Source organism: Amycolatopsis sp. NPDC021455 (genome assembly GCF_040640995.1).
Lineage (GTDB): Bacteria > Actinomycetota > Actinomycetes > Mycobacteriales > Pseudonocardiaceae > Amycolatopsis.
The window spans coordinates 23,368-48,890 of sequence record NZ_JBFACT010000022.1 but is presented as its reverse complement, the minus strand read 5'-3'; the positions used below and the strand labels follow the sequence as shown (position 1 = coordinate 48,890).

The 25,523-nt window shown below is 71.6% G+C and carries 24 protein-coding genes and 1 pseudogene; 11 read left to right on the top strand and 14 right to left on the bottom strand.

The genetic code is table 11. The features are described 5' to 3' along the window. Positions 1-91: 91 nt before the first annotated feature. A complete protein-coding gene (locus AB0G28_RS24170) occupies positions 92-988 on the bottom strand; it encodes a universal stress protein (RefSeq protein ID WP_361092945.1) in 897 nt (298 codons plus the stop codon). Between the two features lie 189 nt (positions 989-1,177). Here AB0G28_RS24170 and AB0G28_RS24165 point away from each other — a divergent pair, with 189 nt between their 5' ends. Continuing rightward, the gene (locus AB0G28_RS24165) at positions 1,178-3,490 is read left to right on the top strand and encodes a heavy metal translocating P-type ATPase (RefSeq protein ID WP_361093189.1); all 2,313 of its coding nucleotides are present in this window, start codon (positions 1,178-1,180) and stop codon (positions 3,488-3,490) included. After that, positions 3,487-5,226, top strand: a complete 1,740-nt coding sequence (locus tag AB0G28_RS24160) for an alpha/beta fold hydrolase (protein ID WP_361092942.1) — start codon at positions 3,487-3,489, stop codon at positions 5,224-5,226. Before AB0G28_RS24165 ends, AB0G28_RS24160 begins: the two co-directional genes overlap by 4 nt. Positions 5,227-5,421: 195 nt before the next feature. On the opposite strand, the pseudogene AB0G28_RS24155 reads toward AB0G28_RS24160, so the two are convergent. Further along, positions 5,422-6,036 (bottom strand): annotated as a pseudogene (locus tag AB0G28_RS24155) (DUF998 domain-containing protein); the annotation flags it as partial. Between the two features lie 173 nt (positions 6,037-6,209). On the opposite strand from AB0G28_RS24155, the gene AB0G28_RS24150 reads away from it, so the two are divergent. After that, positions 6,210-7,625, top strand: a complete 1,416-nt coding sequence (locus tag AB0G28_RS24150) for an MFS transporter (protein ID WP_361092922.1) — start codon at positions 6,210-6,212, stop codon at positions 7,623-7,625. 1 nt (position 7,626) lies between these two features. Here the strand turns inward: AB0G28_RS24150 and AB0G28_RS24145 are convergent, their stop codons facing one another. Next, positions 7,627-8,427 (bottom strand): ABC transporter permease subunit, encoded by an 801-nt coding sequence (locus AB0G28_RS24145; RefSeq protein WP_361092919.1) that lies wholly within the window; start codon positions 8,425-8,427, stop codon positions 7,627-7,629. Further along, a complete protein-coding gene (locus tag AB0G28_RS24140; protein ID WP_361092916.1) occupies positions 8,417-9,328 on the bottom strand; it encodes an ABC transporter ATP-binding protein in 912 nt (303 codons plus the stop codon). Before AB0G28_RS24140 ends, AB0G28_RS24145 begins: the two co-directional genes overlap by 11 nt. Before the next feature lie 284 nt (positions 9,329-9,612). Here AB0G28_RS24140 and AB0G28_RS24135 point away from each other — a divergent pair, with 284 nt between their 5' ends. Further along, positions 9,613-10,407 carry a RibD family protein gene (locus AB0G28_RS24135; protein WP_361093186.1) on the top strand — a complete coding sequence of 265 codons (795 nt, stop codon included), beginning with the start codon at positions 9,613-9,615 and terminating at the stop codon, positions 10,405-10,407. A gap of 148 nt (positions 10,408-10,555) precedes the next feature. On the opposite strand, the gene AB0G28_RS24130 is transcribed toward AB0G28_RS24135, so the two are convergent. Beyond that, a complete protein-coding gene (locus AB0G28_RS24130; RefSeq protein ID WP_361092913.1) occupies positions 10,556-12,001 on the bottom strand; it encodes a nitronate monooxygenase in 1,446 nt (481 codons plus the stop codon). Between the two features lie 282 nt (positions 12,002-12,283). Between AB0G28_RS24130 and AB0G28_RS24125 the strand changes: the two genes are divergently transcribed. The 5 genes from AB0G28_RS24125 (at position 12,284) to AB0G28_RS24105 (ending at position 16,420) form a co-directional block, all read left to right on the top strand. Continuing rightward, the gene (locus AB0G28_RS24125; RefSeq protein WP_361092910.1) at positions 12,284-13,015 is read left to right on the top strand and encodes a lysophospholipid acyltransferase family protein; all 732 of its coding nucleotides are present in this window, start codon (positions 12,284-12,286) and stop codon (positions 13,013-13,015) included. Positions 13,016-13,041: 26 nt separating this feature from the next. Beyond that, entirely contained in the window at positions 13,042-13,989 is a 948-nt protein-coding gene (locus AB0G28_RS24120; RefSeq protein WP_361092907.1) for an ABC transporter ATP-binding protein, read from the top strand. Beyond that, complete coding sequence (locus AB0G28_RS24115) at positions 13,979-14,794, top strand: ABC transporter permease (RefSeq protein ID WP_361092904.1); 816 nt, start codon at positions 13,979-13,981, stop codon at positions 14,792-14,794. Before AB0G28_RS24120 ends, AB0G28_RS24115 begins: the two co-directional genes overlap by 11 nt. Positions 14,795-14,946: 152 nt before the next feature. Continuing rightward, entirely contained in the window at positions 14,947-15,849 is a 903-nt protein-coding gene (locus AB0G28_RS24110; protein WP_361092900.1) for a GerMN domain-containing protein, read from the top strand. A 73-nt stretch (positions 15,850-15,922) separates the two neighbouring features. Beyond that, entirely contained in the window at positions 15,923-16,420 is a 498-nt protein-coding gene (locus tag AB0G28_RS24105; RefSeq protein WP_361092898.1) for a flavodoxin domain-containing protein, read from the top strand. 30 nt (positions 16,421-16,450) lie between these two features. Here AB0G28_RS24105 and AB0G28_RS24100 read toward each other — a convergent pair whose 3' ends face one another. The 9 genes from AB0G28_RS24100 to AB0G28_RS24060 all read right to left on the bottom strand — a co-directional run bounded on the left by AB0G28_RS24100 (position 16,451) and on the right by AB0G28_RS24060 (position 23,777). Continuing rightward, complete coding sequence (locus tag AB0G28_RS24100) at positions 16,451-17,008, bottom strand: hypothetical protein (protein WP_361092896.1); 558 nt, start codon at positions 17,006-17,008, stop codon at positions 16,451-16,453. A 260-nt stretch (positions 17,009-17,268) separates the two neighbouring features. Continuing rightward, the gene (locus tag AB0G28_RS24095; RefSeq protein ID WP_361092894.1) at positions 17,269-17,922 is read right to left on the bottom strand and encodes a LiaF domain-containing protein; all 654 of its coding nucleotides are present in this window, start codon (positions 17,920-17,922) and stop codon (positions 17,269-17,271) included. A 151-nt stretch (positions 17,923-18,073) separates the two neighbouring features. Beyond that, positions 18,074-18,424: a DUF779 domain-containing protein gene (locus tag AB0G28_RS24090; protein WP_361092891.1), complete on the bottom strand. Its 351-nt coding sequence runs from the start codon at positions 18,422-18,424 to the stop codon at positions 18,074-18,076. Between the two features lie 13 nt (positions 18,425-18,437). Continuing rightward, positions 18,438-19,958, bottom strand: a complete 1,521-nt coding sequence (locus AB0G28_RS24085; RefSeq protein ID WP_361092888.1) for an aldehyde dehydrogenase family protein — start codon at positions 19,956-19,958, stop codon at positions 18,438-18,440. A gap of 335 nt (positions 19,959-20,293) precedes the next feature. Then, complete coding sequence (locus AB0G28_RS24080; protein ID WP_361092885.1) at positions 20,294-21,634, bottom strand: phosphoribosyltransferase; 1,341 nt, start codon at positions 21,632-21,634, stop codon at positions 20,294-20,296. A 97-nt stretch (positions 21,635-21,731) separates the two neighbouring features. Further along, positions 21,732-22,196, bottom strand: coding sequence for a universal stress protein (locus AB0G28_RS24075; RefSeq protein WP_361092882.1), 465 nt, complete (start codon positions 22,194-22,196; stop codon positions 21,732-21,734). Further along, the gene (locus AB0G28_RS24070; RefSeq protein WP_361092878.1) at positions 22,193-22,552 is read right to left on the bottom strand and encodes a V-type ATP synthase subunit D; all 360 of its coding nucleotides are present in this window, start codon (positions 22,550-22,552) and stop codon (positions 22,193-22,195) included. Before AB0G28_RS24070 ends, AB0G28_RS24075 begins: the two co-directional genes overlap by 4 nt. After that, on the bottom strand, positions 22,549-23,322 hold the full coding sequence (locus tag AB0G28_RS24065) for a hypothetical protein (RefSeq protein ID WP_361092875.1): 774 nt from the start codon (positions 23,320-23,322) through the stop codon (positions 22,549-22,551). Before AB0G28_RS24065 ends, AB0G28_RS24070 begins: the two co-directional genes overlap by 4 nt. Beyond that, positions 23,319-23,777, bottom strand: a complete 459-nt coding sequence (locus AB0G28_RS24060) for a hypothetical protein (protein ID WP_361092872.1) — start codon at positions 23,775-23,777, stop codon at positions 23,319-23,321. The genes AB0G28_RS24065 and AB0G28_RS24060 overlap by 4 nt, the downstream gene beginning before the upstream one ends. A gap of 137 nt (positions 23,778-23,914) precedes the next feature. Between AB0G28_RS24060 and AB0G28_RS24055 the strand changes: the two genes are divergently transcribed. Beyond that, a complete protein-coding gene (locus AB0G28_RS24055) occupies positions 23,915-24,133 on the top strand; it encodes a hypothetical protein (RefSeq protein ID WP_361092869.1) in 219 nt (72 codons plus the stop codon). After that, positions 24,130-25,485, top strand: a complete 1,356-nt coding sequence (locus AB0G28_RS24050; protein ID WP_361092866.1) for a nicotinate phosphoribosyltransferase — start codon at positions 24,130-24,132, stop codon at positions 25,483-25,485. Before AB0G28_RS24055 ends, AB0G28_RS24050 begins: the two co-directional genes overlap by 4 nt. Positions 25,486-25,523: the final 38 nt, after the last annotated feature.

Genomic DNA, 25,523 nt, shown 5'->3' with positions numbered 1-25,523 from the left:
CGGCAACAGCGGTGACGCCGATGCGCCGTGCGCGTACATCGAGCGGCGCTGCCGTCCCGCACCTTCCTCACCTCGCCGGTTTCGTCCGGCGTCATGGCCGGGCTGGAGGAACGATGGCCACGGGACAGGCCGCGTGCTGGATGAGGGCTTGGCTGGTGGAGCCCAGCAGCAGGCCCCGGAAGCCACCGCGGCCGCGGGTTCCGACCACCGCGAGTTGCGCGGTGCGCGCGTGCTCGAGCAAGGTGGGTGCCGGCCTGTCCATGGTGACGTCCGGCTGCACCGTCACTTCGGGATAACGCGTCCGGAATGGGGAAAGCCGCTCATCCAGCAGCTTCAAGTGTTCTTTGCGGATCACCTTCCAGTCCGTCGCGAGGGTGGACTGCCAGCCGATGGGGATGGCCTGGTCGGTCCAGGTGTGCACGGCCACGAGCGGGACTCCGCGGGCGTCGGCGGCCTGGAAGGCGAACGGGATGGCCGCCTCACCGGCCGGGGAGCCGTCGATACCGACCACGATCGGGCCGTCCTGCCGCGGTGGGGTCCGGGGATCAGTGCTGCGGACGACGACGAGGGGGCAGTGGCCGTGGGCGGCCACCTGTACCGCGACCGAGCCGGCCAGCAGGCCGGTGAACCCGCCCAGGCCCCGTGAGCCGAGCACGAGGAGGTCGACGGAGGCGGATCGGCCGATCAGGTGCTCGGCGGCCCAGCCGTTGGTGAGTTCGGTGCTCACCTGTACCGCTGGTGCCGCTTCGGTCGCCGTTTCTTTGGCCGCGGCGAGCCAGCGCAACCCTTCTTCGGCCACCACCGACTTGTAGCCGCCGAACGCGGCCGCGTAGGGCGCGGCGATCGGAACCAGCGCGCACACGTGCACGATCACCAGCGGCCGGTGACGCAGGACGGCTTCTCGCGCGGCCCACCGCACGGCCTCGGTGGCCGACGCGGAGCCGTCCACGCCCACCACGATCGGCCGGGTTCCGGTCGGTTCCGTCATCGCGTCACTCCTCGGCCTGCTCAGGTGGTCGTCCGCACCATGCTGGCTGCGGTGCCGCCCCGGTCGGGAGAGACGAAAGGCCCCGGCCGGAGTGCTCAGATGCCCTATCTCGCGCGGTGGCGCCGGGGTCGGATGGGAAACCAGTGGCCTGACCACGGGAGGACATCGGTGACCGAGAACGACGCGACGATGCACTGGTTGCGAAGGTGGGCGGAACCGGCGCTGGTGGTGGTCACCGTCGGTGCGTTGCTCGCCGGTGGCGTGGGCTGGCTGCTGGACGCCGGCCGGTTCGCCGACGTGTGTTGGGCAGCCGGAACAATCGTGGCCGCGGTGCCCGCGGCGTGGTGGGTGGTCGCGGCGCTGCGGCAGAAGCGGGCCGGGGTGGACCTGATCGCCGTCCTGGCGCTGGGCGGGACGCTGGTGGTGCACGAGTACCTGGCCGGGGCGTTGATCGCGGTCATGCTGGCGACCGGACGCGCCCTGGACGCCGCGGCCGAGCGTCGCGCGTCGCACGATTTGCGGGCCCTGCTCGAGCACGCGCCCCGGTCGGCACGCCGGCGGCGCGGTGACACGGTGTCGGTGGTGCCATTGTCCGAAGTCACGGTCGGTGACGTGCTGGTGGTCGGCCCCGGCGAGGTGGTTCCCGCCGACGGGCTGCTCGAGGGCGCTGCGGTGCTGGACGAGTCGGTGCTCACCGGCGAGCCGATGCAGGTGGAACGCGCCGAGGGCGACCCGGTGCGCAGCGGTGTGGTGAACGCCGGGTCGGCGTTCGAGCTGTGGGCCACCGCGACCGCCGAGGACAGCACTTACGCGGGCATCGTCCGGCTCGCGCGCGAGGCCGGCGCCGAGAGCGCGCCGGTGGTGCGGCTGGCCGACCGCTACGCCGCCTGGTTCCTGCCCCTGTCGCTGGTCCTGGCGGGGCTGGCCTGGGTGTTCAGCGGCTCCCTGGTGCGTGCGGTGGCCGTGCTGGTGGTCGCCACGCCGTGCCCGTTGCTGCTGGCGGCGCCGGTCGCGATCGTCTCGGGGCTCTCGCGCTCGTCCCGGCTCGGCGTCATCATCCGCGGCGGCGGTGCGCTGGAGACCCTCGGCCGGGCGCGGACGCTGGTGCTGGACAAGACCGGGACGCTGACCGCCGGACGACCGGTGGTCGTGGAGATCGCCGCGGCACCGGGGTGGGAAGCCGCCGAGGTGCTGCGGCTGGCCGCGTCGGCCGAGCAGCTGTCGCCGCACGTGCTGGCCGAGGCGATCACCGCCGAAGCCCGCGCTCGTGGCCTGTCCCTGTCGCTGCCTCGTGACGTCGTGGAGGAACCGGGCCGGGGTGTCACCGCCACGGTCGACGGCCGCCGCGTCGAGGTCGGCAAACCGGCTCAGCCGGCGGACCAGGCGTGGGCGACCGCGGTACGCGGCCGGGCCGGGCTGGACGGGGCCGCGCTCGCGTGGCTGACCGTCGACGGCGAGCTCACCGGGGCCGTGCTGCTGCGGGACCCGCTGCGCCGCGACGCCCCGCGTACCCTGCGGCGGCTGCGGGCGGCCGAGCTGCGGCGGCTGGTCATGCTCACCGGCGACCGCCGCGAGCCGGCCGAGGAGATCGGCACTGTGCTGGGCCTGGACGCGGTGCGCGCGGACCAGACGCCCGCGGACAAGGTCGCCGCCGTCCGCGGTGAACGCGAACGGGACGTCACGGTGATGGTCGGGGACGGCGTCAACGACGCTCCAGCGCTCGCCGCCGCCGATGTCGGGGTGGCCATGGGCGCCCGGGGCTCCACCGCGTCGTCGGAGGCCGCTGACGTCGTGCTGACCACCGACCGGCTGGACCGGCTCGCCGACGCGATGGACATCGCCCGTCGCTCGCGCCGGATCGCGGTGCAGAGTGCCGTGACCGGCATGGTGCTCTCGCTGGCCGCCATGGCCGTCGCGGCTGTGGGCTGGTTGCCGCCGGCCGCCGGGGCGCTGCTGCAGGAGGGCATCGACGTCGCGGTCATCCTCAACGCGCTGCGCGCACTGAGGGGGCGGCCCGCCGGTGGCATCGCGCTGGCACCGGCCACGGAACAGCTGCTGCACCGGTTCGCCGCCGAACACGACGAGCTGCGCGGCAGCCTGCCGATGGTGCGCGACGCGGCCAATCTGCTGGCCGAGTCCGGTGCGACCCCGGACGCGCTGGCCGAACTCGAGCGCGTCCACTCCTTCCTGGTCGAGCGGCTGCTGCCGCACGAGCGGGCCGAGGAGACCCAGCTCTACCCGGCGCTGGCCACGCCGCTGGGCAGCGACGAAGCCACCGCCACGATGAGCCGGGCGCACGCCGAGATCGAACGGCTCACCCGCCGCCTGACCCACCACCTCCGGCTCGCCGAAGCCGGCGGCCGGATCGACCCCGCACAGGTCGACGACCTGCTGTCGGGCCTCTACGGGCTCTACTCCGTGCTCAGCCTGCACTTCGTCCAGGAAGAGGAGAACTACTTCGCGCTGGCCTCGGACACCGAACCCACCGGAGCACGATCATGACGCGGCACGAGGTGTCGTTCCCGGTCGCCGGGGCACGGTGTGCCGCGGACCTGTACTGGCCCGGAACCGCCGCGCGTCCGATGCCGTGCGTGGTCATGGCGCATGGCGGGAGCGGCACCAAACGGCTCGGGCTGCCGGAATACGCGAAGCGGTTCGCTGCCAGCGGTCTGGCCGTCCTCGTTTTCGACTACCGGCACTTCGGGGACAGCGATGGCAGCCCGCGGCAGGTGATCGACGTCCGTGAGCAGCGCGAGGACTACCGCGCCGCCGTGGCCTACGCCCGCACCCTGCCCGGGATCGATCCGGAGCGGATCGCGCTCTGGGGCACCTCTCTCAGCGGCGGCCATGTGCTCGCGGTCGCCGCCGACGACCCGGCCATCGCCGCGGTGGTGGCGCAGGTCCCGGTCATCGACGGGTGGCGGCGCGGCCGCACCCTCGCCCAGCGGCTCGACCGCGACGTCCTGGCGCAGACCCTGCGGTTCACCGCGGCGGCCGGTCGGGACCTCGCCCGCTGGTGGCGCGGCGAACCTCCGTCCCTGGTCCCGGTCGTCGACGAACCCGGCCGGGTCGCGGCGTTCGTCGAACCGCGCGCCCGAGAAGTGTTCATGGCGCTCGGCGGCGAGGCCACCGGCTGGCGCAACGCCATCGCGCCGCGGTTCGTCTTCGCCCTTCCCCGCTACCGCCGGGGCACCGCGGAGCGGCTGGCCATGCCGCTGCTGATGTGCCTGGCCGACCACGACCTCGAAGCGTCGAGCCGATTCGCCGCCCGGATCGCGGCGAACGCATCGCTGGCCGAGATGCGGCACTATCCGGCCGGGCACTTCGACGTCTACCTGCCACCGTGGTTCGACCGGCTGTGCACCGACCAGGCCAAGTTCCTCCACGACCGACTGGGCACCGGCGACCGCGCGGGCTCGGCCCCGCCTTCGGTCTCCCGGATGATGACGCTGCGGACCGGGACGGGCGAACCCCTGGTGTTCCTGCCCGGCCTCGAGTCCCACGAGCACGCGCCGCGAGGCCTGGGCCGCTGGTTCGAAACCCAGCAGTGCAAGCCACTGGCCGAGGACCGCGAGGTCTGGTGGGTCGCCCGCCGCAGCGACGGCACCTCACCGGCCACGATCGCCGAGCTGGCCCGCGAGCACGCCAGAGCCCTGCGCTGGTGGTTCGACCGTCCGGTGGACATCGTCGGCGTGTCCACCGGCGGCAGCATCGCGCTCCAACTGGCCGCCGACCACCCCGACGTCGTGCGCCGCCTGGTCGTCGTCTCGGCCGCCCACCGTCTCGGCTCGTTCGGACGCGACACCCAACGCAAGGCCGCGAAAGCACTGCGGCGACACCGGCCACGGCACGCCGGCGCCGCGATGACCGCGATCATCGGTGCGACGCCCTCTGCCCGGCGGATCATGCGGGCCTTGGGCTGGCTGTTCGGACCCGTCATCGCCCGGCCCGCCGATCCGGGCCTGGTCGCCACCATCGACGCCGAAGACGACTTCGACCTGAAGACGAGGCTCCCCGACATCACGGCACCCACCTTGGTCGTCGGCGGCGACCAAGACGCCTGCTACGGAAAGCAACTGTTCGAGGAGACCGCTGCCGGCATCCCCGACGCGCAGCTGATCCTCTACCCCGGCCGCGGCCACCTGAGCATCCACAAAGGACGAATTGCCCGTGACATCCTCGCCTTCCTCGACGACGACGCCGCCGCGACACCGGCCGGAACCCCGTTCGACCGATGAGTACGCCGCCTTGGCGGGCGCGGTGCCTGCGTTGCACGCTCCCGATGAGCCGGACGACGCTGCGGCCGGCAATTGACTCGCTGGCCCTGTACCGGGCGTTGCCCGCCGAACTGTGCCGACGAGCGCCGGCGGGCGGCTTCCGCTGCGGGGCGGCGGAGTGTGGTGACGGTGAAAGCAGCGGATCGCTCCGGCGGCCGTGGCGGCGGACACGACGAGTAGCTGGATCCGCTGCGGAAGTCCTGGCCACCCGAGCGGGTAGGCTGCGACGCACGCCAAGCCGGCGACGGCCCAGATCGTGAACAGCACGCGGACCAGCCTCCGGTCGGCGTGGCTGCCGTACCGGCCGGCGAGCCGGGCCACCCCGAACGCGATGACGACGACCGCGAGCTGCGTCACGACGCTGGAGCCGAGGTGCAGCAGGTGCTGCCACGACACTTGCCCGGTGAACTCGAGACGTTCACACACCGGATCCACAGTGGACACGCAGTCCGGGACGAACACCGCATCGATCACCGTGCCGGCTCCGAACACGACGAGGCTCCGGCGCAGCGCGACCGCACAGCGAGCCGGCGGCAGCAGCAGCCGCCGCAGCAGGCAGGCAGCCGCCACGTAGGCGGCTCCGGCGATCAGGTCGCCGGCGCGGAACAGCTGCTGGTACGGCTGGAACACCGGATAGTGCTCACTGACGAAACTGCGGACCGGATCCAGGCCGGTCGGCAGGAAGAACTCCAAGAGCCACAACGAGTACGCGCCACCGGCGACCAGCAACAATCCTGCTGCCCACGGTCGAGTCCGGCCGGACCCGCGCATCTGAACCCCTCCCTGTACCGCACTCACCTTGCGGTGAGAAGGGTGTTGCGGGACAGAGGAGTACGGCACCGCTCCGGTGCCGAAAGTCGCCATCTTCAAGCCACAAGTCCTCTATACCGTCCGCGTCCGGCCACTCATGCTTCGGGCAGCCCGCACGAGCTCGTGGAGGAGCGATGGCCACTGTGGACGGGACCGGTCGGGACGCGGTCCGCCGGCGCGAGCAGCGGGGCTGGGTGTGGTACGACTGGGCCAACTCCGTGTTCCCGACGTCGGTCACGACGGTGTTCGGGGCGCTCTACCTGACCGCGGTGGCCGCCGAGGCGGCGCGACGCGACACCGCCCTCAACGGCCCGGACCCCTGTCCGGCCGACGCCGAGGGGAATCGGGACAAGCTGCGTGACTGCGCGATCGGGGTGTTCGGGCTGCACTTCCCGGCCGGTTCCCTGTGGGGCTACCTGCTGTCGGTGGCGACGGTGATCCAGGTCCTGGTGCTGCCGATCATGGGCGCGATCGCCGACCGCACCCGCGCCAAACGGCGGATGCTGGCCGCCTTCGCGTTCGGCGGCGCCGCGGCGACCACGGCGATGGCGTTCGTCGCCGGGGCGGACTGGCAGCTGGGGGTGGTGCTGTTCGTGCTCGGCAACATCGGGTACGGGACGTCGGTAGTGATCTACTATTCGTTCCTGCCGGAGATCGCCACGGCCGACGAACGGGACGGCGTGTCCACCCGCGGCTGGGCGTTCGGCTACCTGGGCGGCGGGCTGGCGCTGGCGCTGCAGCTGGCCGTGTACGTCTTCCACGACTCAGTCGGGCTGAGCACAGCCAACTCGGCGCAGATCGCGTTCGCGACGTCCGGGCTGTGGTGGGCGTTGTTCACGATCATCCCGTTGCGGGCCTTGCGCGGCCGCGCGGCGCCACCGGGCCACCGCGACGGCGGCTGGGTGGTCACCGCCGGGTTCCGGGAGCTGGGCCGCACCTTGCGGGCGGCGAAGGCGTTCCCGCTCACGCTGGCGTTCCTCGGGACCTACCTGGTGTACACGGACGGGATTTCCACCGTGGCCAACGTTTCCGCGCAGTATGGCAGTGAGCAGCTGCGGTTCTCCGACACGGTGCTGATCGCGACGATCCTGGTGGTCCAGTTCGTCGCGTTCGCCGGTGGGATGCTGCACGGGGTGGTCGCGAAGCGGCTGGGTGCGAAGAAGACGATCATGCTGAGCCTGGCCGTCTGGGTGCTCGTGGTCGCGTCGGCGTACTTCGTCCAGCCCGGTCAGGTGGTGCAGTACCTGGTGCTGGCAGCGGGGATCGGGCTGGTGCTGGGCGGAACGAACGCGCTGTCGCGGTCGTTGTTCAGCCAAATGGTCCCGCCGGGCCGGGAGGCGCAGTACTTCTCGGTCTACGAGGTCGGCGAGCGGGCCACGTCGTGGCTGGGGCCGCTGCTGTTCGCAGGCATGGCGCAGGCGACCGGTTCCTACCGGTACGCGATCATCTCGCTGGTGGTGTTCTTCGTCGCGGGCTTGGTGCTGATGTCGTTCGTGCCCGTGCGGCGCGCCATCCGGGCGGTCGGGAACGAGGAGCCCACCGTGCTGTGAGTCAGACGGCCAGGTCGCGCCTTCGGAACCCCGCCACGGCGACGACGGCGAGGACGGCGGTGGTGAGCAGGGCGACGCCGACCGCGGTGAGGGAGACGCCGGTGCGGAGCGGGTCGTGGCCGATGTACTGGTAGAACGGGGAGACCTTCTGGAGGGGTTTCAGCCAGGACACGACCGGGGCCAGTCCGTTGAGCACGTAGGCGATGACGGCGACGACCGCCGGGATCGCGCGGCTGGCGGTGCCGTGCCCGGTCAGGCCGCCGATCGCGGCGGCGAGCGCGCCGAAGACCAGAGCCAGCAACGTCATGTGCAGCATCGCGGCCGCGACGTTGCCGACGGGCAGCGTCAGGCCCGCCAGGCGGCCTTCGAGCACCAGGGCGAGGCCGGTGACCGAGCCGAGAAGGACCGTGCCCGCGACGAGCGCGCCGAGCTTCTCCAGCGCCACCCGGGTGCGGCTGACCGGGTTGGCCATGAGCAGCTCGAGGGTGTGCCGGTCCTCTTCACCGGCAATTCCCGCCGCGCCGGTGGTGATGGCGTAGATCAGCAACAGCATCGGCCCCATGAACGAGAGCAGTTCGACCTGGACGTACCCGGTCGGTGTGGACATGTCCGCACCGGAGGCGGCGAACAGTGCGCGCATCGCCTCGGGCATGTTGTCCAGGAACTGGCCCATGGACGGCTGGTCGCGGATGCTGGGCCAGAGTGCCACGTACATGGCCACGAGCAGCAGCAGGCTCACCGTCCACGCGAGCAGCCCGCGGCGCTGGTCGTACAGGGTCTTGAGCAGGATGTCACGCAGCATCGCCGGTCCCGGGGCCGTAGTAGGTCAGGAACGTCTCTTCGAGATCGGCCTCGACGCATTCGAAGTCCACCAGCCGGTGCCGGGCGATCTGCTTCACCAGCGCGTCGAGGGCGGTTTCGGGTGCGCTGCAGGTGAGGACGCGGTCGGCGACGGTGACGTCACGCACGCCGGGCACGGTGTCGAACGGGGTGGCCGGGACGTCGTCGGCGAAGCGGGCGCGGATGTGGTGCAGGGATTTCGCCCGCAGCTCGTCGACGCGGTCCACCGCGACCAGCCGGCCCGCGCGCAGGACGCCGATCCGGTCGGCGATCCGCTGCACCTCGGCGAGGACGTGTGAGGAGAACAGAACGCTGCCGCCCGCGGTGGTGTGTTCGCGCAGCAGGGCGTGGAACTCGTGCTGCACCAGGGGATCGAGGCCGCCGCTCGGCTCGTCGAGGATCAGCACGCGGGGTGCCGACATCAGCGCCAGCACGATTGCCAGCTTCTGCCGGTTGCCCTTCGACAGCGACCGGGTGGGCCGGTCCAGGTCCAGGTCGAGCCGTCCCGCCAGGGCAGTCGCCCGTTTCTCGCCCGGATCGCCACGGAGGTGCCCGAAGTAGTCCACGTGCTGACGGCCGGTCAGCCGGTCGTACAGCCTCGTGTCGCCCGGCACGTACCCGACGACCCGGTGCACCGCCACGGGGTCACGCCAGGAATCCTTCCCGAGCACCTCGGCGATTCCGGCGGTCGGCCGGATCATGCCCATCAGCAGGCGCAGCGTCGTCGTCTTCCCGGCCCCATTCGGGCCGAGGTAGCCGAACACCTCGCCCGGTTCCAGGTCGAAGCTCACCTCGCGCAGGGCCACGGTCCGGCCGTAGGCCTTGGTCAACCCTTCGACCCGGATCGCGGTCTCGCCAGTCATGGGCCCAGCATGTCCGCGACGCCGTCGGCCTCTTAGGGGACCGTGACCCGGACGTCCTGGCGAAAGTCCTCGGTCCAGGTGACTTACGGCCCCCACGTCCCGGGGCAAACATCCGGGAGACGGGCAACCTCGCCGCCCACGGCGTCGACCGCCTGGCGGCCAACGTGACGACCCGGTTCAGCGCATCCAATACCGGCCCGACCTCATCGACGGCGCCAGAGCTACCTGGACCCGGTGCGGCATCGCCCACAGAAACTGTCGGTGGCGCGTGCCAGGATGAGCTCATGACTGACGGAATGTCCGACGCAGGCGACAGAATTCGAGACCGATCGGCACGACCGCGTGTCATCGCGCACAATTCGAGTTCGGTGGACGGGCGGGTCACGTTGTCGCCGGGCGTGCTGCTGATGACCGATGAGCGCTGGCCGGTCTACAGCGGGTCCGGGTACGCCGACGTCAAGCGTCGCCATGACCCCCAGGTCATTTTGGAGGGCAGCGGGTCGTTCGTCACTGAGGATCAGCCGGTCGCGGAGTTCCCGCCACCGACGGAGTCGGAGGAGGCGTTGCGGCGGCATTACCTGCCGGACCACATCACGGCACTGGCGAGCAACGGGTGGCTGGTCGTGCCGGACAGCCGTGGCCGGGTTCGCTGGGCCTACAAGCAGTTTCCGGGCCCGGACTGGGAGGGATGGCACCTGCTCGTACTCGTCGCGGCGACGACGCCGCCGGCGTACCTGTCGTTCCTCCGGCGCGAGGGCATTCCTTACCTGCTGGTCGGTGATCGACGCGTTGACCTGGAGGCGGCCCTGAAGGAGCTTCGTGACCGGCTCGCAGTCCAGACCGTGGTTTCCACCGGCGGCGGGCACCTGAACGGGGCGTTGCTGCGGGCCGGGCTGCTGGACGAGATCGAAGTCGAGGTCGTCCCGATCGCTGTCGGCGGAACGACCACTCCGGCCCTGTTCACGGCCACCGACCTGCCACCGGACGCATCGCCGACGCCGGTGCGGCTGCTCGGGGTCGAGCGACGCTCCCGCGATCGAGTGCTGTTGCGCTACCAAGTGACCGAGCACGAGAGCTGACGGAAACATCGGTGAGGCCTGGCCGCTGGTGGGCCGCCGCCACGCGGGCCTCGAACGCGATCTCTACCCGCTCAGGTTGACGACGCCACCCACTGCGCCACCCCAGCCCCCCGCCGCCCACGAGTTGGCGTTAGACAGATCCCTGTTGTCAGCCGCCGAGCAGGTAGGTGACGACGTCCTGGGCGGTGTAGGTGTGTTCGCCGGCGGGCAGGTGCGCGAGGAGGTCGCGGACTGCGGTGTAGTCGAGGCCGGTGGTGACGATCGCGGGTTCGGTGTGGCCGTCGGGACGTTGCTGGGGGAAGCCGGCGGTGGCCAGTAGTGCGTTGCAGAGGCAGCGCCGGCCGACGGTGTTGGCTGGTCGTCCGCCGTGTCGTTGGTAGACCGCCGTGGGTTCGGACGGGCACCGGTAGCCGATGGTGCCGTCGGGTTTGCGGTAGGCGGAGCGCAGCACGCCGAGGTCGCAGACACGTTGCCGGTCGGCGTAGACCTGTTCGTCGGAGAGGGTACCGGCCAGCTGGGCGACTTTGAACGGGAAGCCGGTGGGGGAGACGCGGGCGTCGGTGCGGACGTCGAACTGTCCGCGGGCTGCCTGGTCGAGCAGGCGGTCCTTGTACTCGTCGGCCATGCCCGATTCGCGGCACAGGGCGAACGCGGTGCCGACCTGCACACCGGCCGCTCCGTCGGCTACCGCGCGGGCGAGGCCGGACGGAGTGCCGTAGGAGCCTGCCATCCAGAATGGCAGGCCAACGCCGGCCATCTCGCGTGGTTCCACGATGTCCCGGTCGTCGTAGCGCGGTTGCCCCTGCGGGTCGAGTCGGCGTGGTCCACGGGGCGGCGCGTTGTGCCCGCCGGCGGTGTGGCCCTCGACGACGAAGCCGTCCGGGCGGGTGGCGGGGTCGGCGGCGAGTGCGGTGGCGAGGTCGACGGAGGCGACGATCGCGTCGAAGCGTGGTCGGCGCAGCATCGGCCGGTCGTCGATGGCGAGGTCACGCGGGTCGAAGTGGACGGCGAAGTCGCCGTCGGCGGAGGTGGCGCCTTGGACCCGGATCGGCAGGGTAACGGGTTCGTGGCGGGCGAGGCGGTCCAGGAGGAGGGGGAGGTCGGCGGGGTTGCCGGCGCCCATCAGGACGTGATCGACGCCGGCCAGCATGGCGCCGTAGCAGGCGAAGGGGATCGGTAGTTCGATCTTGCGCAGGTAGTTGATCCCGACCGGTCCGTCGTGGTTTTCCTTGGCCAGGAACACTTCGACGAAGTTCGCGGCGATGGTGAGTTCCCGCAGCGCGGTCGCCGGGTTCAGGGTGAACCGCGGCACCGGGCGGTACCCGGCCCGCGGGGTTTTGCCGGTCTCGACGTAGTAGGTGCGCAGTATCCGTTCGGCGGCTCCTGGCAGGGGGAGGTGCGCCAGCGCGCGGCGGACGTGGCCGCCGGGATCGCCTTGTTGCAGCCGCCGCGCGCACACGATCTCGAGCGCGGTGCCGGAGACGACCCCCAGCTGGCCGGTCCGGGACACCGCTTTGGCCAGCGGCCAAGACGAAATCGCCACCCCCATGCCACCCTGGATGATCCGAGGCGCGCCGGAATCGTCGGTACTCACGTTCGGTCTCCTCCCTGACAGCCCCGGGGCTGACCGCGGACAGCCCCCAGCGCTGGTCATCCGGTTTCACCCTGACGAAGATCTCCCGGCTCCGGGAGGGCCGAACGGTTCCCGGACACGGGACTTCCGTCTTCGCCGATCACTTGGTTCGCCGCTGCGCGCCATCGGAACGATCCGGCACAGAGAAGGTCTTCCGGACCGCTCCGCCGTGACCTTGGTCCCTGACCGCACTCGCTCCGGCCCGGCAGGCTGGCGGTGGTGGCGGAAGCGGAACAGCGTGAAATGAGGCACGAGGTGGAACTCGTCTACCCCCTGGTGATCGCGGCATGCCGGACCCTCTTCCGGATCCTCGACGTGCGGCTGGACCTGCGGGGAACCGAACACATCCCGGCCACCGGAGGAGCGGTGCTCGCCTGCACGCACGTCAGTTACCTGGACTTCGTCTTCTGCGGTTTCGCGGCCCTGCCGGCCGGGCGCAGGACCCGGTTCATGGCCAAGCAGCAGGTCTTCGCCCACCGGATCGGGGGTCCGCTGATGCGGGGCATGCGGCACATCCCGGTGGACCGCTCGGCCGGTCGGGCCTCCTACCGCGAGGCGGTCGCCGCGCTGCAGGCCGGCGAGGTGGTGGGGGTGTTTCCCGAGGCCACCATCAGCCGGTCCTTCACCGTCGAACCGATCAAGACCGGTGCAGTGCGGATGGCCGCCGAGGCCGGCGTGCCGGTCGTCCCGATGACCGTCTGGGGCAGCCAACGGCTCTGGACCAAAGGCCGGCCGCGTGACCTCACCCGGCGCCACACCCCGATCCTGGTCCGCGTCGGCGAACCGTTCCGGCCGTCCCTGCGGAACGATACCGAGGTGCTCACCGCCGACCTTCGCGCCAGGATGTCGGCGCTGCTCGACGCGGCCCAACGCGACTACCCCGAGGCGCCGGAACCCGGTGAGCACCCCTTCTGGCTGCCGGCCCACCTCGGCGGCACCGCCCCCACACCGGAAGCCGCCGCGCGCGACAGATGACCTGGGAAGAGACGAGGGCCGAAACGGTGAACACCACACGAAGACAGGCTGACCCGGCGATCGTGGTCGAGCACCTGCGCATGGACTACGGCCGCCAGCGTGCTGTCGACGACCTGAGTTTCCACGTGCGAAGTGGCGAGATCTACGCGTTGCTCGGCCCGAACGGGGCCGGCAAGACCACCACCGTGGAGATCCTGGAGGGACATCGCCGCCGCACCGCGGGATCGGTACGGGTGCTGGGTGCCGACCCGGCGCACGGTGGCCGCCGGTGGCGCGAGCGGGTCGGGATCGTGCTGCAGTCCGGTGGTCTGGACGGCGAGCTGACCGTCGACGAGCTGGTCAGGTTCTACGGGAGTCTCTACGCCCACCCGAAGGACGTCGCCGGCACGATCGACCGCGTCGGGCTGGCCGACAAGCGCAGGGCCCGGGCACGGACGCTGTCGGGCGGTCAGCTGCGCCGGCTGGATCTGGCACTGGCCCTCGTCGGCGATCCGGAACTGGTCTTCCTCGACGAGCCGACCACCGGGTTCGACCCCGCGGCCCGGCGCAGCGCGTGGGACATGATCGACGAGCTGCGCGGCGACGGTACGACGGTTCTGCTGACCTCGCACTACCTCGACGAGGTGCAACGGCTTGCCGACCGGGTCGGTGTGCTGAGCAACGGACGGCTGATCGCCGAATCGACGCCCAGCACCCTCGGCCGGCGTGACGTCGCCGACACCGTGATCAGCTTCCGGCCCTGGGACGCGACGGCGTTGCCGGACGGGCCGTGGCGACCACCCGAGCAGTACGGCGACCGGCTGGTGCTCCACACCGACCGGCCCACCGAGGCGCTGCTCACCCTCACCTCCTGGGCCGTGGAACGGGATCGGAACCTGGGCGGTCTTACCGTCACCCGGCCGTCCCTCGAGGACGTGTACCTGCAACTCACCGACGACGCGACCACTCAGCCCGGAGGCAGCGATGCGCGTTGACGAACACGCCCGGCCCAAGACGTCCGCTCTGCTGGCCCTCGGTCAGATCAGGTACCAGCTGCTGCTCCTGGTGCGCAGCCCGCTGGGGTTCTTCATCGCCCTCGTCATTCCCCTGCTGTTGCTGGTTTGCCTGGACCTGCTCACTCCGGATGCCGCGACCGCGATGCCGGCAGGTCTGCACTACGCGCAGTTCCTGGCGCCTGCCGTGGCCGCGTTCAGCCTGCTCAACACGTGCTACGTCAACACCATCACCGGGGTGGTTCTGGCCCGCGAGGAAGGTGTGCTCAAACGGCTGCGCGGTACGCCGCTGCCCGTGTGGTGCTACCTGGTCGGGCGGCTGGGGAGCGCGTTCGTGACCTCCGCGGTGGCGGTGACCGTGATCGTGACGCTGGCCGTCACCGCCTTCCACGTGACCGTCACGGCGCGGACGATCGGATACCTGGCCGGTGTCGGCTGCCTCGGCGTGGTCTGCTTCTTCCTGCTCGGGCTGGCCGTGGTCGCGGCGGTGCCCAAGAGTGAGACCGCCCTGCCGGTCGCTTACGGCACGATGCTGCCGCTGGCGTTCATCTCCGACGTGTTCTTCTCCTCGGCCCACGCCCCGCAGTGGCTCCACGATCTCGCTTCCGCGCTACCCGTGGCTCCGGTCACGCGGGCCATGGAAGCCGCGTTCCTGCCCACGACGCAGTCGTGGCCGATGTCGACCTCGGCGATGCTGACCGTGGGCGGGTGGAGTATCGCGGCGATCGTGGTCATCGCCCTGACGTTCCGCTGGGAGCCCGGCCCGATCCGCTCCAGGCGCCGGTAAGCCGTTCGCCGGCTCGCCGACGGGATCTGCCGGAATCGTCGTTTGCCCCATGCCCGAGGGACTTTGTGCCCTGTCCCGTCGACGCGGCGCCGGTCACGATGGTGTGACAGCAAGACCTGTCCGAGGCTCTTCGTCCGTTCTGGGGAGATCCGATGCGCTTGCTACCCGTGTTCGCCGTCCCGGCAGCCCTGTCGTGTGGCCTGCTGGCCTTCGCCCAGCCCGCGGCCGGTGCCCCCGGCTCGCGATCCGCGACCCAGAACCAGGCCACCCTCGTGGCCATCCGCGCTGCCCACCACACCGACTACGACCGCGTGGTCTTCGAATTCGACGGTCCGCTCCCGGCCGAGCGGGAGGTCCGCTTCGTGCCGGAAGTGATCGGTGACCCGTCCGGCAACCCGGTTCCGGTGGTCGGCGGCGCCTTCTTGAATGTCCGCATGGCCTTCGCCGCCGGCCACGACGACAGCGGAAACACCACCTACGGCGCCCCGCGGCGCACGTATGCGCTGCCGAACGTCATTCAGGTCGTCAGCGCCGGTGATTTCGAAGGAGTGTTGAACTTCGGCATCGGGGTCGCCCGCCAGTCGCCGGTGCGGCTGTCGGTCCTGCGCGACCCGAGCCGCGTCGTGATCGACATCGACACCCCGTTCCGGACGGTTGCCGTCCAGGCGTACTTCCTCGACGTCGCCAGGTTCGAAGCCGGCACCGAGCCTTACACGCGTGCGGTGGCCCGGCCGGTGATCCCGCCCGCGACCGCGTATGGCGCCCTGCAACGGCTGTTCGCCGGGCCCACCGAAACCGAGCTGGGCCGGCGGCTGGCGTTCGTCAGCTCGGACGCCACCGGCTTCACCGGCCTGACGATCAGCGACTCGATCGCGCGGGTCCGGCTCACCGGCGGCTGCTCGAGCCACGGTTCGACCTTCAGCATCGCCGAGGAGATCATGCGGACGCTGAAGCAGTTCCCGTCGGTGCGCTGGGTCAAGATCTACGACCCGGCCGGTCACACCGAACGCCCGGACGGGGCCGTGGACTCCATCCCCGAATGCCTCGAGCCCTGAGGGGGACTCGCGCGCGAAGGTGATCCCCGAGCGTCGCCGGACCGGCAAAGCCGAACTCTGCGAGGTGAATGCTGTGACCAACGTCCTGGTGGTCTTCGCCACGAAACACGGTTCCACGCAGCAGGTCGCGAACACGATCGTCACCGCACTGAGCCGGGACGACGTGACGGCCCAGTCGCGCCCGGCCGCGCAGGTACCGGAGCCGCTGCGGGACTGGGATCTGGTCATTCTCGGTGGGGCACTGTATTCGGGTCGCTGGCACCGTGATGCGCACCGGTTTCTCAAGCGGCATCGGCGTGAGCTCGGAACCGTGCCGATCGCGGTGTTCGGGATGGGGCCGCGCACCGACGACGAGGCCGCCTGGCGGCATTCCCGTCGCCAGCTCGACCGGGCCTTGGCCAAACGAGCATGGCTCAGCCCGCTCGCGGTCACCGTGTTCGGCGGTGTCGATCCGCCGAGGCGCGGTGACCGCGTCCGCCGGGATCTGCGTGACGGCGACGTCATCCGGCGATGGGCGGGGTCGGTGCTGGCCCGGGTCCGGGGTGACCGTCCACCGCCCGAACCCGCCTGACACGGCCCCAGGCCCGGATCGTCGTCCTCGTCAACCGCCATCCGAGTCCGCCGGCTCCCTGAGGTCCGCGCCTCCTGAACTCGGCACGACAGCTGCTCGTTCGACGTTCCGCTTGATCGTCACCAGCATCCTCGCCTGCATGATCCAGACGACCAAGGGGGCGAACCAGAAGGCGACGGCTCCGAACCACCGCGGGCGGAAGACCTCGTAACCGCCGATGACCAGGCGCGTGCGCCTGTCGGGCAACTCGTTCAGCAGGAAGCCCCAGAGTCCTTCGGTGTAGGCCGCCGGCCGCGGCTGCGCCGGATCGAGCCGGCGGCCTCGCAGATCACTCGAACCGCGCAGTCCCAGGAACCGGTTCGGTTCGAGCGCCGCGACGTCCAAGGCGTCCACCGGGCCATGGCGGCGTGTCCAGTACTTCACGCTGTCGCCGAGGCCGAGGGCCTGCCACTCGGGATGGACTTCCCGGGCACTCGGGCGGCCGGCATTGTCGAGCCGGTCCCAGGAGTACCAGCCAGCGCGGTCCCCGCCCAGCTGGACGAGCCACGGCCACACCGCGTCCGGCGGGGCTTCGATCGTGACCGCCATCGTCGCTCCCCGTTTGCCGTCTGGGATCACGCCGGCACCGGGATACGGTCCGGCGACCTCCGCATCGGTCGCACCCCAGCGCATCAGCCGAGGACGCACCCAGGCCGCGTAGACCACAGCTGCCGTGGACGCCAGACCGGCCACACCCGTGAACTTGCCTACGACTGTCATCCGGCAAGCCTCGGTATCAGGCCACGCACGGCGCAAGGGACCAACGTCACCGCCGGCGAGGACATCGTCGGCGGTGCTCGCGGCGCGGGTCAGCTCGGTTCGTTGGCGACCTTGACCCCGCCGAAGACGGCGGTGGCGTTGACCTTCAGCAGTGGCGCGTCCGGTGCGAGCGAGCCGTCGCCGGTGGTCTTGTCTTCGTAGCCGCCGAGGATGGGCAGGCCGCCGAGCTCGACCCGCCATTCCTTCGGTACCAGCACGTCGACCCCGCCGAAGAGAGCGAAGGCGTCGATGGTGGCTTCGTCGTCGATGTGGGCCTGGCGCAGGTCGAGGGTGGAGCCGCCGAAGATGGCCGAGACGTCGGCGTGCTTGAGGTGCGCCGACCGGTCGACCGCCTTGGCGCCGCCGAACACGACCATCGATTCACCGCGCGGTGGCGCGGGCCGGCGCCAGAGCCCGGCGAGTACCGCTACGCCGGTGACGAGCAGCATGGCGGGCCAGAACAAGTCCTTGTCGGTCCACTGCAGCTGCCCGGCCAGCAGCGCGATGCCGACGACGGCGATGACGGCCGGGACGAACGTCAGCCGCCGCTGCGACCAGAGCACGGCCAGGCCGAGCCCGATGACGGCGACCGGCCACCACCGTCCGGCAGTGACGTCGAAGCCCGTGACCCCGGCGGCATCGAGGATCCCGAACACCCCGAGTGCCAGCAGAACGAGCCCGATCCAGCTCCTTACCAGTTTCATCGCGACCTCCTCGCGCCTACCTGGCCACTCTCGCGCACGGCACTGCCGGACCGTAGGGAACAAGGCCCCTGGTTCAGGGGACCTGCGGCAGAGATCGCCGGGCGGGGTGATCCACTGCGGACACGTCCAGGCCGCCGGTCACGACCGCGGCCTACGAGACGCCTTGTTCGAGGTGGACGTGGGTCACGAAATGGCGGTGGGGGCCGGCGGGCAGGGAGAGGCCTTCGGGTTCGCCGTCCTCGACGTCCAGGACGTACCTGCCGTGACCCCAAGCCTCGTCCAGCCGGGTATCGATGTAGAAGGCGGCGCCGTCGACCTCGCCGAGCAGCAGGTCGGTACCGCCGACGAGGAACTCCCCGGCCGGGAAGCACATCGGGACGCTGCCTCCGCAGCAGCCGCCGGACTGGACGAACATCACCGGGCCGCCGGCGGCGCGCAACGCGGAGATCGCGTCGCGCGCCGCCGGCGTGGCGGTGACCCGCTCGGTGGGGGGCGTGGTCATCGAATGCTCCCGCTCAGAACAGGCCGAGTGGTTTGGTGTCGTAGCTGACCAGGAGGTTCTTGGTCTGGCTGTAGTGGTCCAGCATCATCCGGTGGTTCTCCCGCCCGATCCCGGAGATCTTGTAACCGCCGAACGCCGCACCGGCCGGGTACTGGTGGTAGCAGTTGGTCCACACGCGACCGGCCTTGATGCCGCGCCCCATCCGGTAGGCCCGGTTGCCGTCGCGGGTCCACACGCCGGCGCCGAGGCCGTAGAGCGTGTCGTTGGCGATCGCCAGCGCGTCGGCTTCGTCGGTGAACGTGGTGACCGCGAGCACCGGCCCGAAGATCTCCTCCTGGAAGACCCGCATCTTGTTGTGTCCCTTGAGGACAGTGGGCTGGAAGTAGTAGCCCTTCTCGAACTCGCCGCCGATCGCGGCGCGCTGCCCGCCGATGAGGACATCGGCGCCTTCGTCGCGGCCGATCTTCACGTAGGAGGTGATCTTCTCCAGCTGCTGGGCGGAAACCTGGGCGCCGACCTGGGTGCCGGTGTCGAGCGGGTTGCCCTGCTTGATCGCCGCGATCCGCTCCAGCGCATGGGCGATGAACTCGTCGTAGATGTCGGCCTGGATCAGGGCCCGCGACGGGCAGGTGCACACCTCGCCCTTGTTGAACGCGTACAGCACCAGCCCTTCGACGGCCTTGTCCAGGAATTCGTCGTCGTGGGCCATGACGTCGGAGAAGAAGATGTTCGGCGACTTCCCGCCCAGTTCCACCGTGGACGGAATCAGGTTCTGGGCGGCGTACTGCATGATCAACCGGCCGGTGACGGTCTCGCCGGTGAACCCGATCTTCGCGATGCGCGGGCTGGTGGCCAAGGCGCGTCCGATCTCGCCACCCTGACCGTTGACCACGTTGATCACGCCGGGCGGGACGACGTCCTGGATCACTTCCATCAGCTTGAGGATCGACCACGGGGTCGGCGAGGCCGGCTTGAGCACCGAGCAGTTCCCGGCGGCCAGCGCGGGTGCGAGCTTCCACGCCGCCATCAGCAGCGGGAAGTTGAACGGGATGATCTGCCCGACGACGCCGAGCGGTTCGCGGAAGTGGTAGGCGACCAGGTCCTCGTCGATCTCGGTGGACCGGCCTTCCTCGGACCGCGCGGCAGCGGCGAAGTACCGGAAGTGGTCGGCCACCAGCGGAACGTCGGCGTTGAGGGTTTCCCGGACCGGTTTGCCGTTTTCCCAGCTTTCCGCGACCGCCAGCATCTCGGCGTTGTCCTCGACCGCGTCGGCGATCGCGGTCAGCACCGCGGCGCGTTCGGTCGCCGACTGCCCGCCCCACGCGTCCTTCACGTCGTGCGCGGCGTCCAGTGCGGACTCGACGTCCTCCGCCGTCGACTGCGCGACCTCGGTGATCGGCTCCGCGGTGGCCGGTGACCGGTCCACCCGGTACTGCCCGCCTGCCGGGGCGAGCCACTTGCCCCCGATGAAGTTCTCGTATCGCGGCTCGACGGTGACGATGCTGTCCGGCCGTCCCGGTGGCGTGTACTGCATGAGCCTCTCCTTGCCTCGAACCAAGCCGCACGAGTGACCATCCCCGCGTCGGCTGACCACTGAGCGCCGGTCGGCACGACGCGGCACCCGGCCAGGAAACGCGGTCGCGTGGTTGTGGTGGAGAGCCGAAGGTCCTCGGTCGGCGGGCCACTGGACACGTGGGAGCGGTCACAGCGGCTCGCCCTTGCCGAGCTCGGTGGCGATTTCCGGCAGGTGTTGCGCCGTGGCCGTCCCGGCAGGTGCCGCCCGACGGCGATCGCCGTCGGGCGGTCCACAAAGGCCGGTGCGACGACGAGCTGGTCGAAGCCCTCGTTGTCGAGGGTGATCATGACCGCTCAGGGAACGCCTCCGGTTCGGGGCGTGCGGGTGCGCGGCCCGGTTGCCGTCCGGCGCGCGGCGGCGGCGAGGTGCGTGACGAACCACCGCCGGGTCAGGGCGGTGACCTCGTCGAGCGCGCCGGGCTCTTCGAACAGGTGACCGGCGCCGGGAACGACGGCCAGTCGGGTCTCCCCGCGCATGGCCGTGCGGGCACGCCGGCTGAGGTCGAGGACGTCGGCGTCCGCGCCGCCGACGATCAGCAGTGTCGGGCTTTGCACCCGGGGCAAAGCTGGGCCGGCGAGATCGGGCCGTCCGCCGCGGGAGACGATCGCGCGGACGTCGACGCTCGGGTCGGCGGCGGCAAGCAGGGCGGCCGCGGCGCCGGTGCTCGCGCCGAAGTACCCGACCGGCAGTTCCGCCGTGTCGGGCCGGGTGCCGAGCCAGTGCGTGACCTCGACGAGCCGGCCGGCGAGCAGCGGGATGTCGAAGATCCGCGCCCGGTCATCCGCTTCGGGACCGGTCAACAGGTCGAACAGCAGGGTGGCGAGGCCGGCCCGGTTGAGGACCGCGGCGACGTGGCGGTTGCGTGGGCTGCGCCGGCTGCTGCCGCTGCCGTGCGCGAACACCACGATCCCGGTCGCGTCCGCCGGGACGGTCAAGATCCCCGGGAGCGAGGCCCGGCTCAAGGGCAAGGTGATGTCCCCGTCGGCGGGTGCGGGGACCTCTGCGGCGGCTCGCTGCAGCAGGTCGGCGACCTGGTCGTCGGAGGTCGGCCGGAAGTCCCGGTACCACTGGCCGACCGAGCGGAAACCGCGGGGAGCTTGCAGGCAGACCACTTCGTCGACATCGGCGGCCAGGGACGTGATGGCCGACGGTGCGCACACCGGAACGGCCAGGACCACCCGGGACGCGCCCTGTGCGCGGGCGACCCGGCAGGCCGCCCGGGCGGTGGCACCGGTCGCGATCCCGTCGTCGACGACGATCACCGACCGGCCGCGCAGGGAAATCCGGTTCCGCCCGGTCCGGTACCGCGTGACGCGGCGGTTCAGCTCGACGCGCTCCCGGTCGTCGACCGCCGCGAGCTGGGCCGCGGTCACACCGGTGCGGTCGACCAGGTCCTCGTCGAGGACGCGGACGTCGTCCTCGCCGATCGCGCCGAGGGCGAACTCGGGCTGCCGGGGGAGTCCCAGTTTGCGCACGACGATCACGTCGAGGGGCGCGTGCAGGGCTTGGGCCACCGCGAAGGCGACCGGGACGCCGCCTCGCGGCAGTCCGGCGACCACGACGTCTTCGGAGCGGAAGGGGCCGAGCCGGCGGGCCAGGCGGCGCCCCGCGTCGGATCGGTCGGCGAATCGCATGAGCACCTCCGGTACCGGCCGGGTGGGCTTCCGACCCTGCCTCGGGCAGCTCACCGGCGGAAGGGCCGGTGGACGCCGGAAGCAATGACTTTGGTCCTCACACCGGTCTTCGTAAGTCCACAGTGGACTCGCTGTGGCCGGGTCCGGCCGGGACGACGAGCACCGGGCGATCGGCGAGCTCGAGCAGGTGCCGCACGGTGGTGCTGAGCGAGGGCCGCCCGGGGCCGGGCCGCGTCGACCGGCCCAGCACGACCAGGTCCGCGGGCCAGGCACCGGCCTGCGCCAGGATCGCCGGCACCGGGTCGCCTTCGGCCATCAACGGCTCGCAGGACACCCGTGCCGCGAGGGCGAGTTCCGCGACGTGGTGGAGCACGTGGCTGCCCGCGAGTGCACGCCGTTCGCAGACGGTTCCGGTCCCGAGCAGAGCGCTGAGCTCGTGGTCGGCCAGCACGTGCACCGCCCGTACCGTCGCGCCGATGTCCGAGGCCAGGCCGATCGCCACCCGGGCGGCGGCGAACCCGGCCGGTGTGTCGTCCACGGCCAGCAGCACCCGCGCGATCACGACGGGCTCCCGGGCCGGGCGACCGCGGCGGCCCACCGGCGCTGCACCCCGTCCGCCCGCTCCAGCTCTTCGAGCTCGAGCTCCACACGCCGGAGCTCACGCTCCAGCCGGGGGATCCAGTGCCGGCGCAGAGCCCGGGCGCGGACCCGGGTGGTGGCGACCTCCCGCTCGACGACGTCCAGCGCCGCGAGGTTCGCCGCGTGGAGCACGGCGGCGTGCGCGGCTTCGCGGTAGGCGGTTCGCGCGTGCGGCAGCGCGGAGTTGCCGAGGATCTCCGCCGGACCGGGCTCGGGCAGCTCGCAGCGCACCTCGCCCGGGTAGCGGACGCCCATCACGCTCGTCCAGGTCACCGTCACGTTCGCGGGCTCCCGGCCGGTCGCCTGGACGAGTGCCGCCAGAGGTCGCCGGGATCGGCGATGTCCGCGAGACTCCAACGGGCCGCGGCGGGCAGCTGCCGGCTGAATCCGGTGAAGTCGGTGGCGTCGGTCGCGCCGCGGCCGAGCACCTCCGCCGCCCGGGCGGCGGTCTCGACGGTCAGCTTGCGGCCGAGCAGGAAGCGGGTGCGGGCGACCAGCAGAGCCGCCCCGCCGCTCGCCCACTCCGCCGCGGCCGGCACCCCGGCGGCCACGCGCCGGGCCCAGGAGAGCTGGACGCCGGTTGCGATCGCCGACGGGGTATCGGCTCCCGGATCACCCCACGCCGATCGCGCGAGGCCGGCGCGCAGCTCGGCCGGCGACGTCGTCGAGGCGAACCGGGGCCATCCGCCGGCGAGCCCGCCGAGCCGGTAGGGCGCAGGGGCTTCGAAGCCGGCGAGCCGGCGAGCGTGCTGAGCGATGTTGTCGGCTTCGAACCAGCCCGCCAGCAGCCGGACGGCTTCGGCGCCCGGCCGTGGCTGCCAGCCGGCCAGCACCCGCAGCTGCCACAGCAGGCCGTTCCCGATGCCGCGTTGGGCCTCGGACAGCGTCTGGTCCGTGCGGACGTAGCGGTGGTAAGGACTGTCCGCCAGCGCGGGCAACGCCTCGGCCAGTGACGGTGCCGCGGCGAGGTCACGCAGCGCCGCCGCCCCGAGCCGCCGGTTCAGCAGGGCCCGGGCGCGGACCGTGCCGGCGACCCACTCGGCCGTCACGGTGCACCTGCCCGGTCCTGGTGGCCCAGATCGTCCAGGATCGACCGCGCTTCGGTGAGCACTCGCTCGACGTGATCCGGCATCCGTGCGGCGATCCGGGCACGGATCCGATCGGTTCCGGCGGCCGCGGTTTCGGTCATGGCGGTCGCCTCCGCCGCGCCTTCGCGGCGTACCCGCAGGGCGGAGTCGGCCCGCGTGGACGCCGCGTCCATCCGGGCCTGGGCCACGATCGTCTCGGCCCGCGCGGCGGCTTCCCGGCGGCGGCGCGACGCCTCTTCCGTGGCTTCGCGCCGGATTTCGGCCGCTCTGGCCTGGGCGTCATCGAGTGCGGCGAGCACCGGCGCGAGCTCGGCCGCCGCCTCGGTGCGCCGATCGGCGGGCACCCCGGGCCGGGCCGCCGCGCCGGGCGTGCCAGCCGGGCGGAAGCGGTCGAGAAGATCCCGTAGCGCAGGCATGCTCCGGCTCCCTGACAGGCGTGGTTTCGCCCGTCCATCCTGGAAACCCCGGCGACCGGGCAGGTAGAGCCCAAGGACCCCCGTCGGTGGACCTTGTTCCCTGGCGGGAGGGCCACTACCGGGGTCAGGGTGCCGGTATGACGGAAATCGAGGTCCGCGTCTACCAGGAGGGCAGGCTGCTGCAGCGGCAGGTGTGCGAGTCCGAAGAGGACGCCGCCGCGGTCGTCGACGAGTGGAGCGAGCTGGACGGGGTGACGTGCGAGGTCGACGACCTGACCGTGCGCCACCGGCAGGGCGACATCCTCGAACCCGAGCCGGCGGACTTGCTCGATGACGAGCCGGGCGGCTTGCGGTGACCTGGCCGGCCGGCGGCCTGCACACCGACCTCTACGAGGTCCGCATGGCCGCGAGCTACCTGCGCCGCGGCATGACCGGGCCGGCGACGTTCAGCCTCTTCGTCCGCCGGCTCCCGCCTGGCCGTGGCTTCCCCGTCGCCGCCGGGCTCGACGAGTGCCTGGATTTCCTCGAAGGCTTCCGGTTCGGCGACGCGGACTTGGCCTACCTGGGTGACGTGACCGGGCTGCCGCCGGCTGATCTTGATGCGTTGCGCCGGATCAGGTTCACCGGTGACGTTCACGCGGTCCCGGAAGGGCGGGTGGTCTTCCCCGGCGAGCCGCTGCTGGAGGTCACGGCGCCGCTGCCGGAGGCCCAGCTGGTCGAGACGGCGCTGCTGAACTTCACGACGTACGCGGGCGCGATCGCGGGGAAAGCTGTGCGGTGCCGGATCGCCGCGCCCGGCGCTGACCTCGTCGACTTCGCCGCGCGGCGCACGCACGGGCCGGACGCTGCTTTCGCGACGGCGCGCGCAACCGCCGTTGCCGGCTTCACCGGCACCAGTCACGTGGCTTCCGCGCGGCGGTTCGGGCTGCGGGCCGTGGGCACGATGGCCCACTCCTACATCCAGGCTTTTCCGTCCGAGTACGCCGCTTTCCGTGCCTTTGCCGAGGACTTCCCGGAGTCCGCGGTGTTCCTCGTCGACACCTACGACACCCTCGGCGGCGTCCGGACCGCCATTGCCGTCGCGCGGGATCTGCGGTTGCCCGAACCGGCGGTCGGCATCCGGCTGGACTCCGGTGACCTCGGCCGGCTGGCCGTCGCCGCGCGTGGACTGCTGGACCGGTCCGGCCTGCCGCGGGCGCGGATCATGGCCAGCGGCGGGCTGGACGAGTTCGCGCTCGCAACGTTGGTCACGGCGGGCGCGCCCATCGACGCGTTCGGGATCGGCACGAAAGTCGGCGTCTCCGCCGACGCACCGTTCCTGGACAGCGCGTACAAGCTGGTCGCCTACGACGGCAGGCCGGTCCTCAAGCTGTCGGCGGGCAAGGTTTCTTCGCCGGGGGCGAAGCAGGTGTTCCGCGGTGCGCCCCACGAGCCGGACGTGATCGCCCTGCGCGGGGAGCTCTGCCCGCCCGGACGCGAACCGTTGCTCGTGCCGGTTATGCGCGCCGGACGGCGAGTCGTCGCCGACGACGTGCACGCGGCCCGCCGGCGGCTGGCGGACGATCTCGATCGGTTGCCCGGAGCGGTCTTGCGGCTGACCGGTCCCGAGCCGCCGGCGGTCCACCGGTCGGCTGCCCTGCGACGGCTGACGGAAGACCTGGTCCACCGGACGGCGGCCGCGGCCGCTTCGGCGATGCCGGTGCCGTGATCCCCCGTGGGTGCGCGGCGTTGTTCGCGATCAGCCGT

Bases quoted from the DNA above. Each gene is read 5' to 3' on its own strand.
- AB0G28_RS24170 (WP_361092945.1), bottom strand. From the start codon at position 988: ATGACGGAACCGACCGGAACCCGGCCGATCGTGGTGGGCGTGGACGGC.
- AB0G28_RS24165 (WP_361093189.1), top strand. From the start codon at position 1,178: ATGCACTGGTTGCGAAGGTGGGCGGAACCGGCGCTGGTGGTGGTCACC.
- AB0G28_RS24160 (WP_361092942.1), top strand. From the start codon at position 3,487: ATGACGCGGCACGAGGTGTCGTTCCCGGTCGCCGGGGCACGGTGTGCC.
- AB0G28_RS24150 (WP_361092922.1), top strand. From the start codon at position 6,210: ATGGCCACTGTGGACGGGACCGGTCGGGACGCGGTCCGCCGGCGCGAG.
- AB0G28_RS24145 (WP_361092919.1), bottom strand. From the start codon at position 8,427: ATGCTGCGTGACATCCTGCTCAAGACCCTGTACGACCAGCGCCGCGGG.
- AB0G28_RS24140 (WP_361092916.1), bottom strand. From the start codon at position 9,328: ATGACTGGCGAGACCGCGATCCGGGTCGAAGGGTTGACCAAGGCCTAC.
- AB0G28_RS24135 (WP_361093186.1), top strand. From the start codon at position 9,613: ATGACTGACGGAATGTCCGACGCAGGCGACAGAATTCGAGACCGATCG.
- AB0G28_RS24125 (WP_361092910.1), top strand. From the start codon at position 12,284: ATGAGGCACGAGGTGGAACTCGTCTACCCCCTGGTGATCGCGGCATGC.
- AB0G28_RS24115 (WP_361092904.1), top strand. From the start codon at position 13,979: ATGCGCGTTGACGAACACGCCCGGCCCAAGACGTCCGCTCTGCTGGCC.
- AB0G28_RS24110 (WP_361092900.1), top strand. From the start codon at position 14,947: ATGCGCTTGCTACCCGTGTTCGCCGTCCCGGCAGCCCTGTCGTGTGGC.
- AB0G28_RS24100 (WP_361092896.1), bottom strand. From the start codon at position 17,008: ATGGCGGTCACGATCGAAGCCCCGCCGGACGCGGTGTGGCCGTGGCTC.
- AB0G28_RS24095 (WP_361092894.1), bottom strand. From the start codon at position 17,922: ATGAAACTGGTAAGGAGCTGGATCGGGCTCGTTCTGCTGGCACTCGGG.
- AB0G28_RS24090 (WP_361092891.1), bottom strand. From the start codon at position 18,424: ATGACCACGCCCCCCACCGAGCGGGTCACCGCCACGCCGGCGGCGCGC.
- AB0G28_RS24085 (WP_361092888.1), bottom strand. From the start codon at position 19,958: ATGCAGTACACGCCACCGGGACGGCCGGACAGCATCGTCACCGTCGAG.
- AB0G28_RS24080 (WP_361092885.1), bottom strand. From the start codon at position 21,634: ATGCGATTCGCCGACCGATCCGACGCGGGGCGCCGCCTGGCCCGCCGG.
- AB0G28_RS24060 (WP_361092872.1), bottom strand. From the start codon at position 23,777: ATGCCTGCGCTACGGGATCTTCTCGACCGCTTCCGCCCGGCTGGCACG.
- AB0G28_RS24055 (WP_361092869.1), top strand. From the start codon at position 23,915: ATGACGGAAATCGAGGTCCGCGTCTACCAGGAGGGCAGGCTGCTGCAG.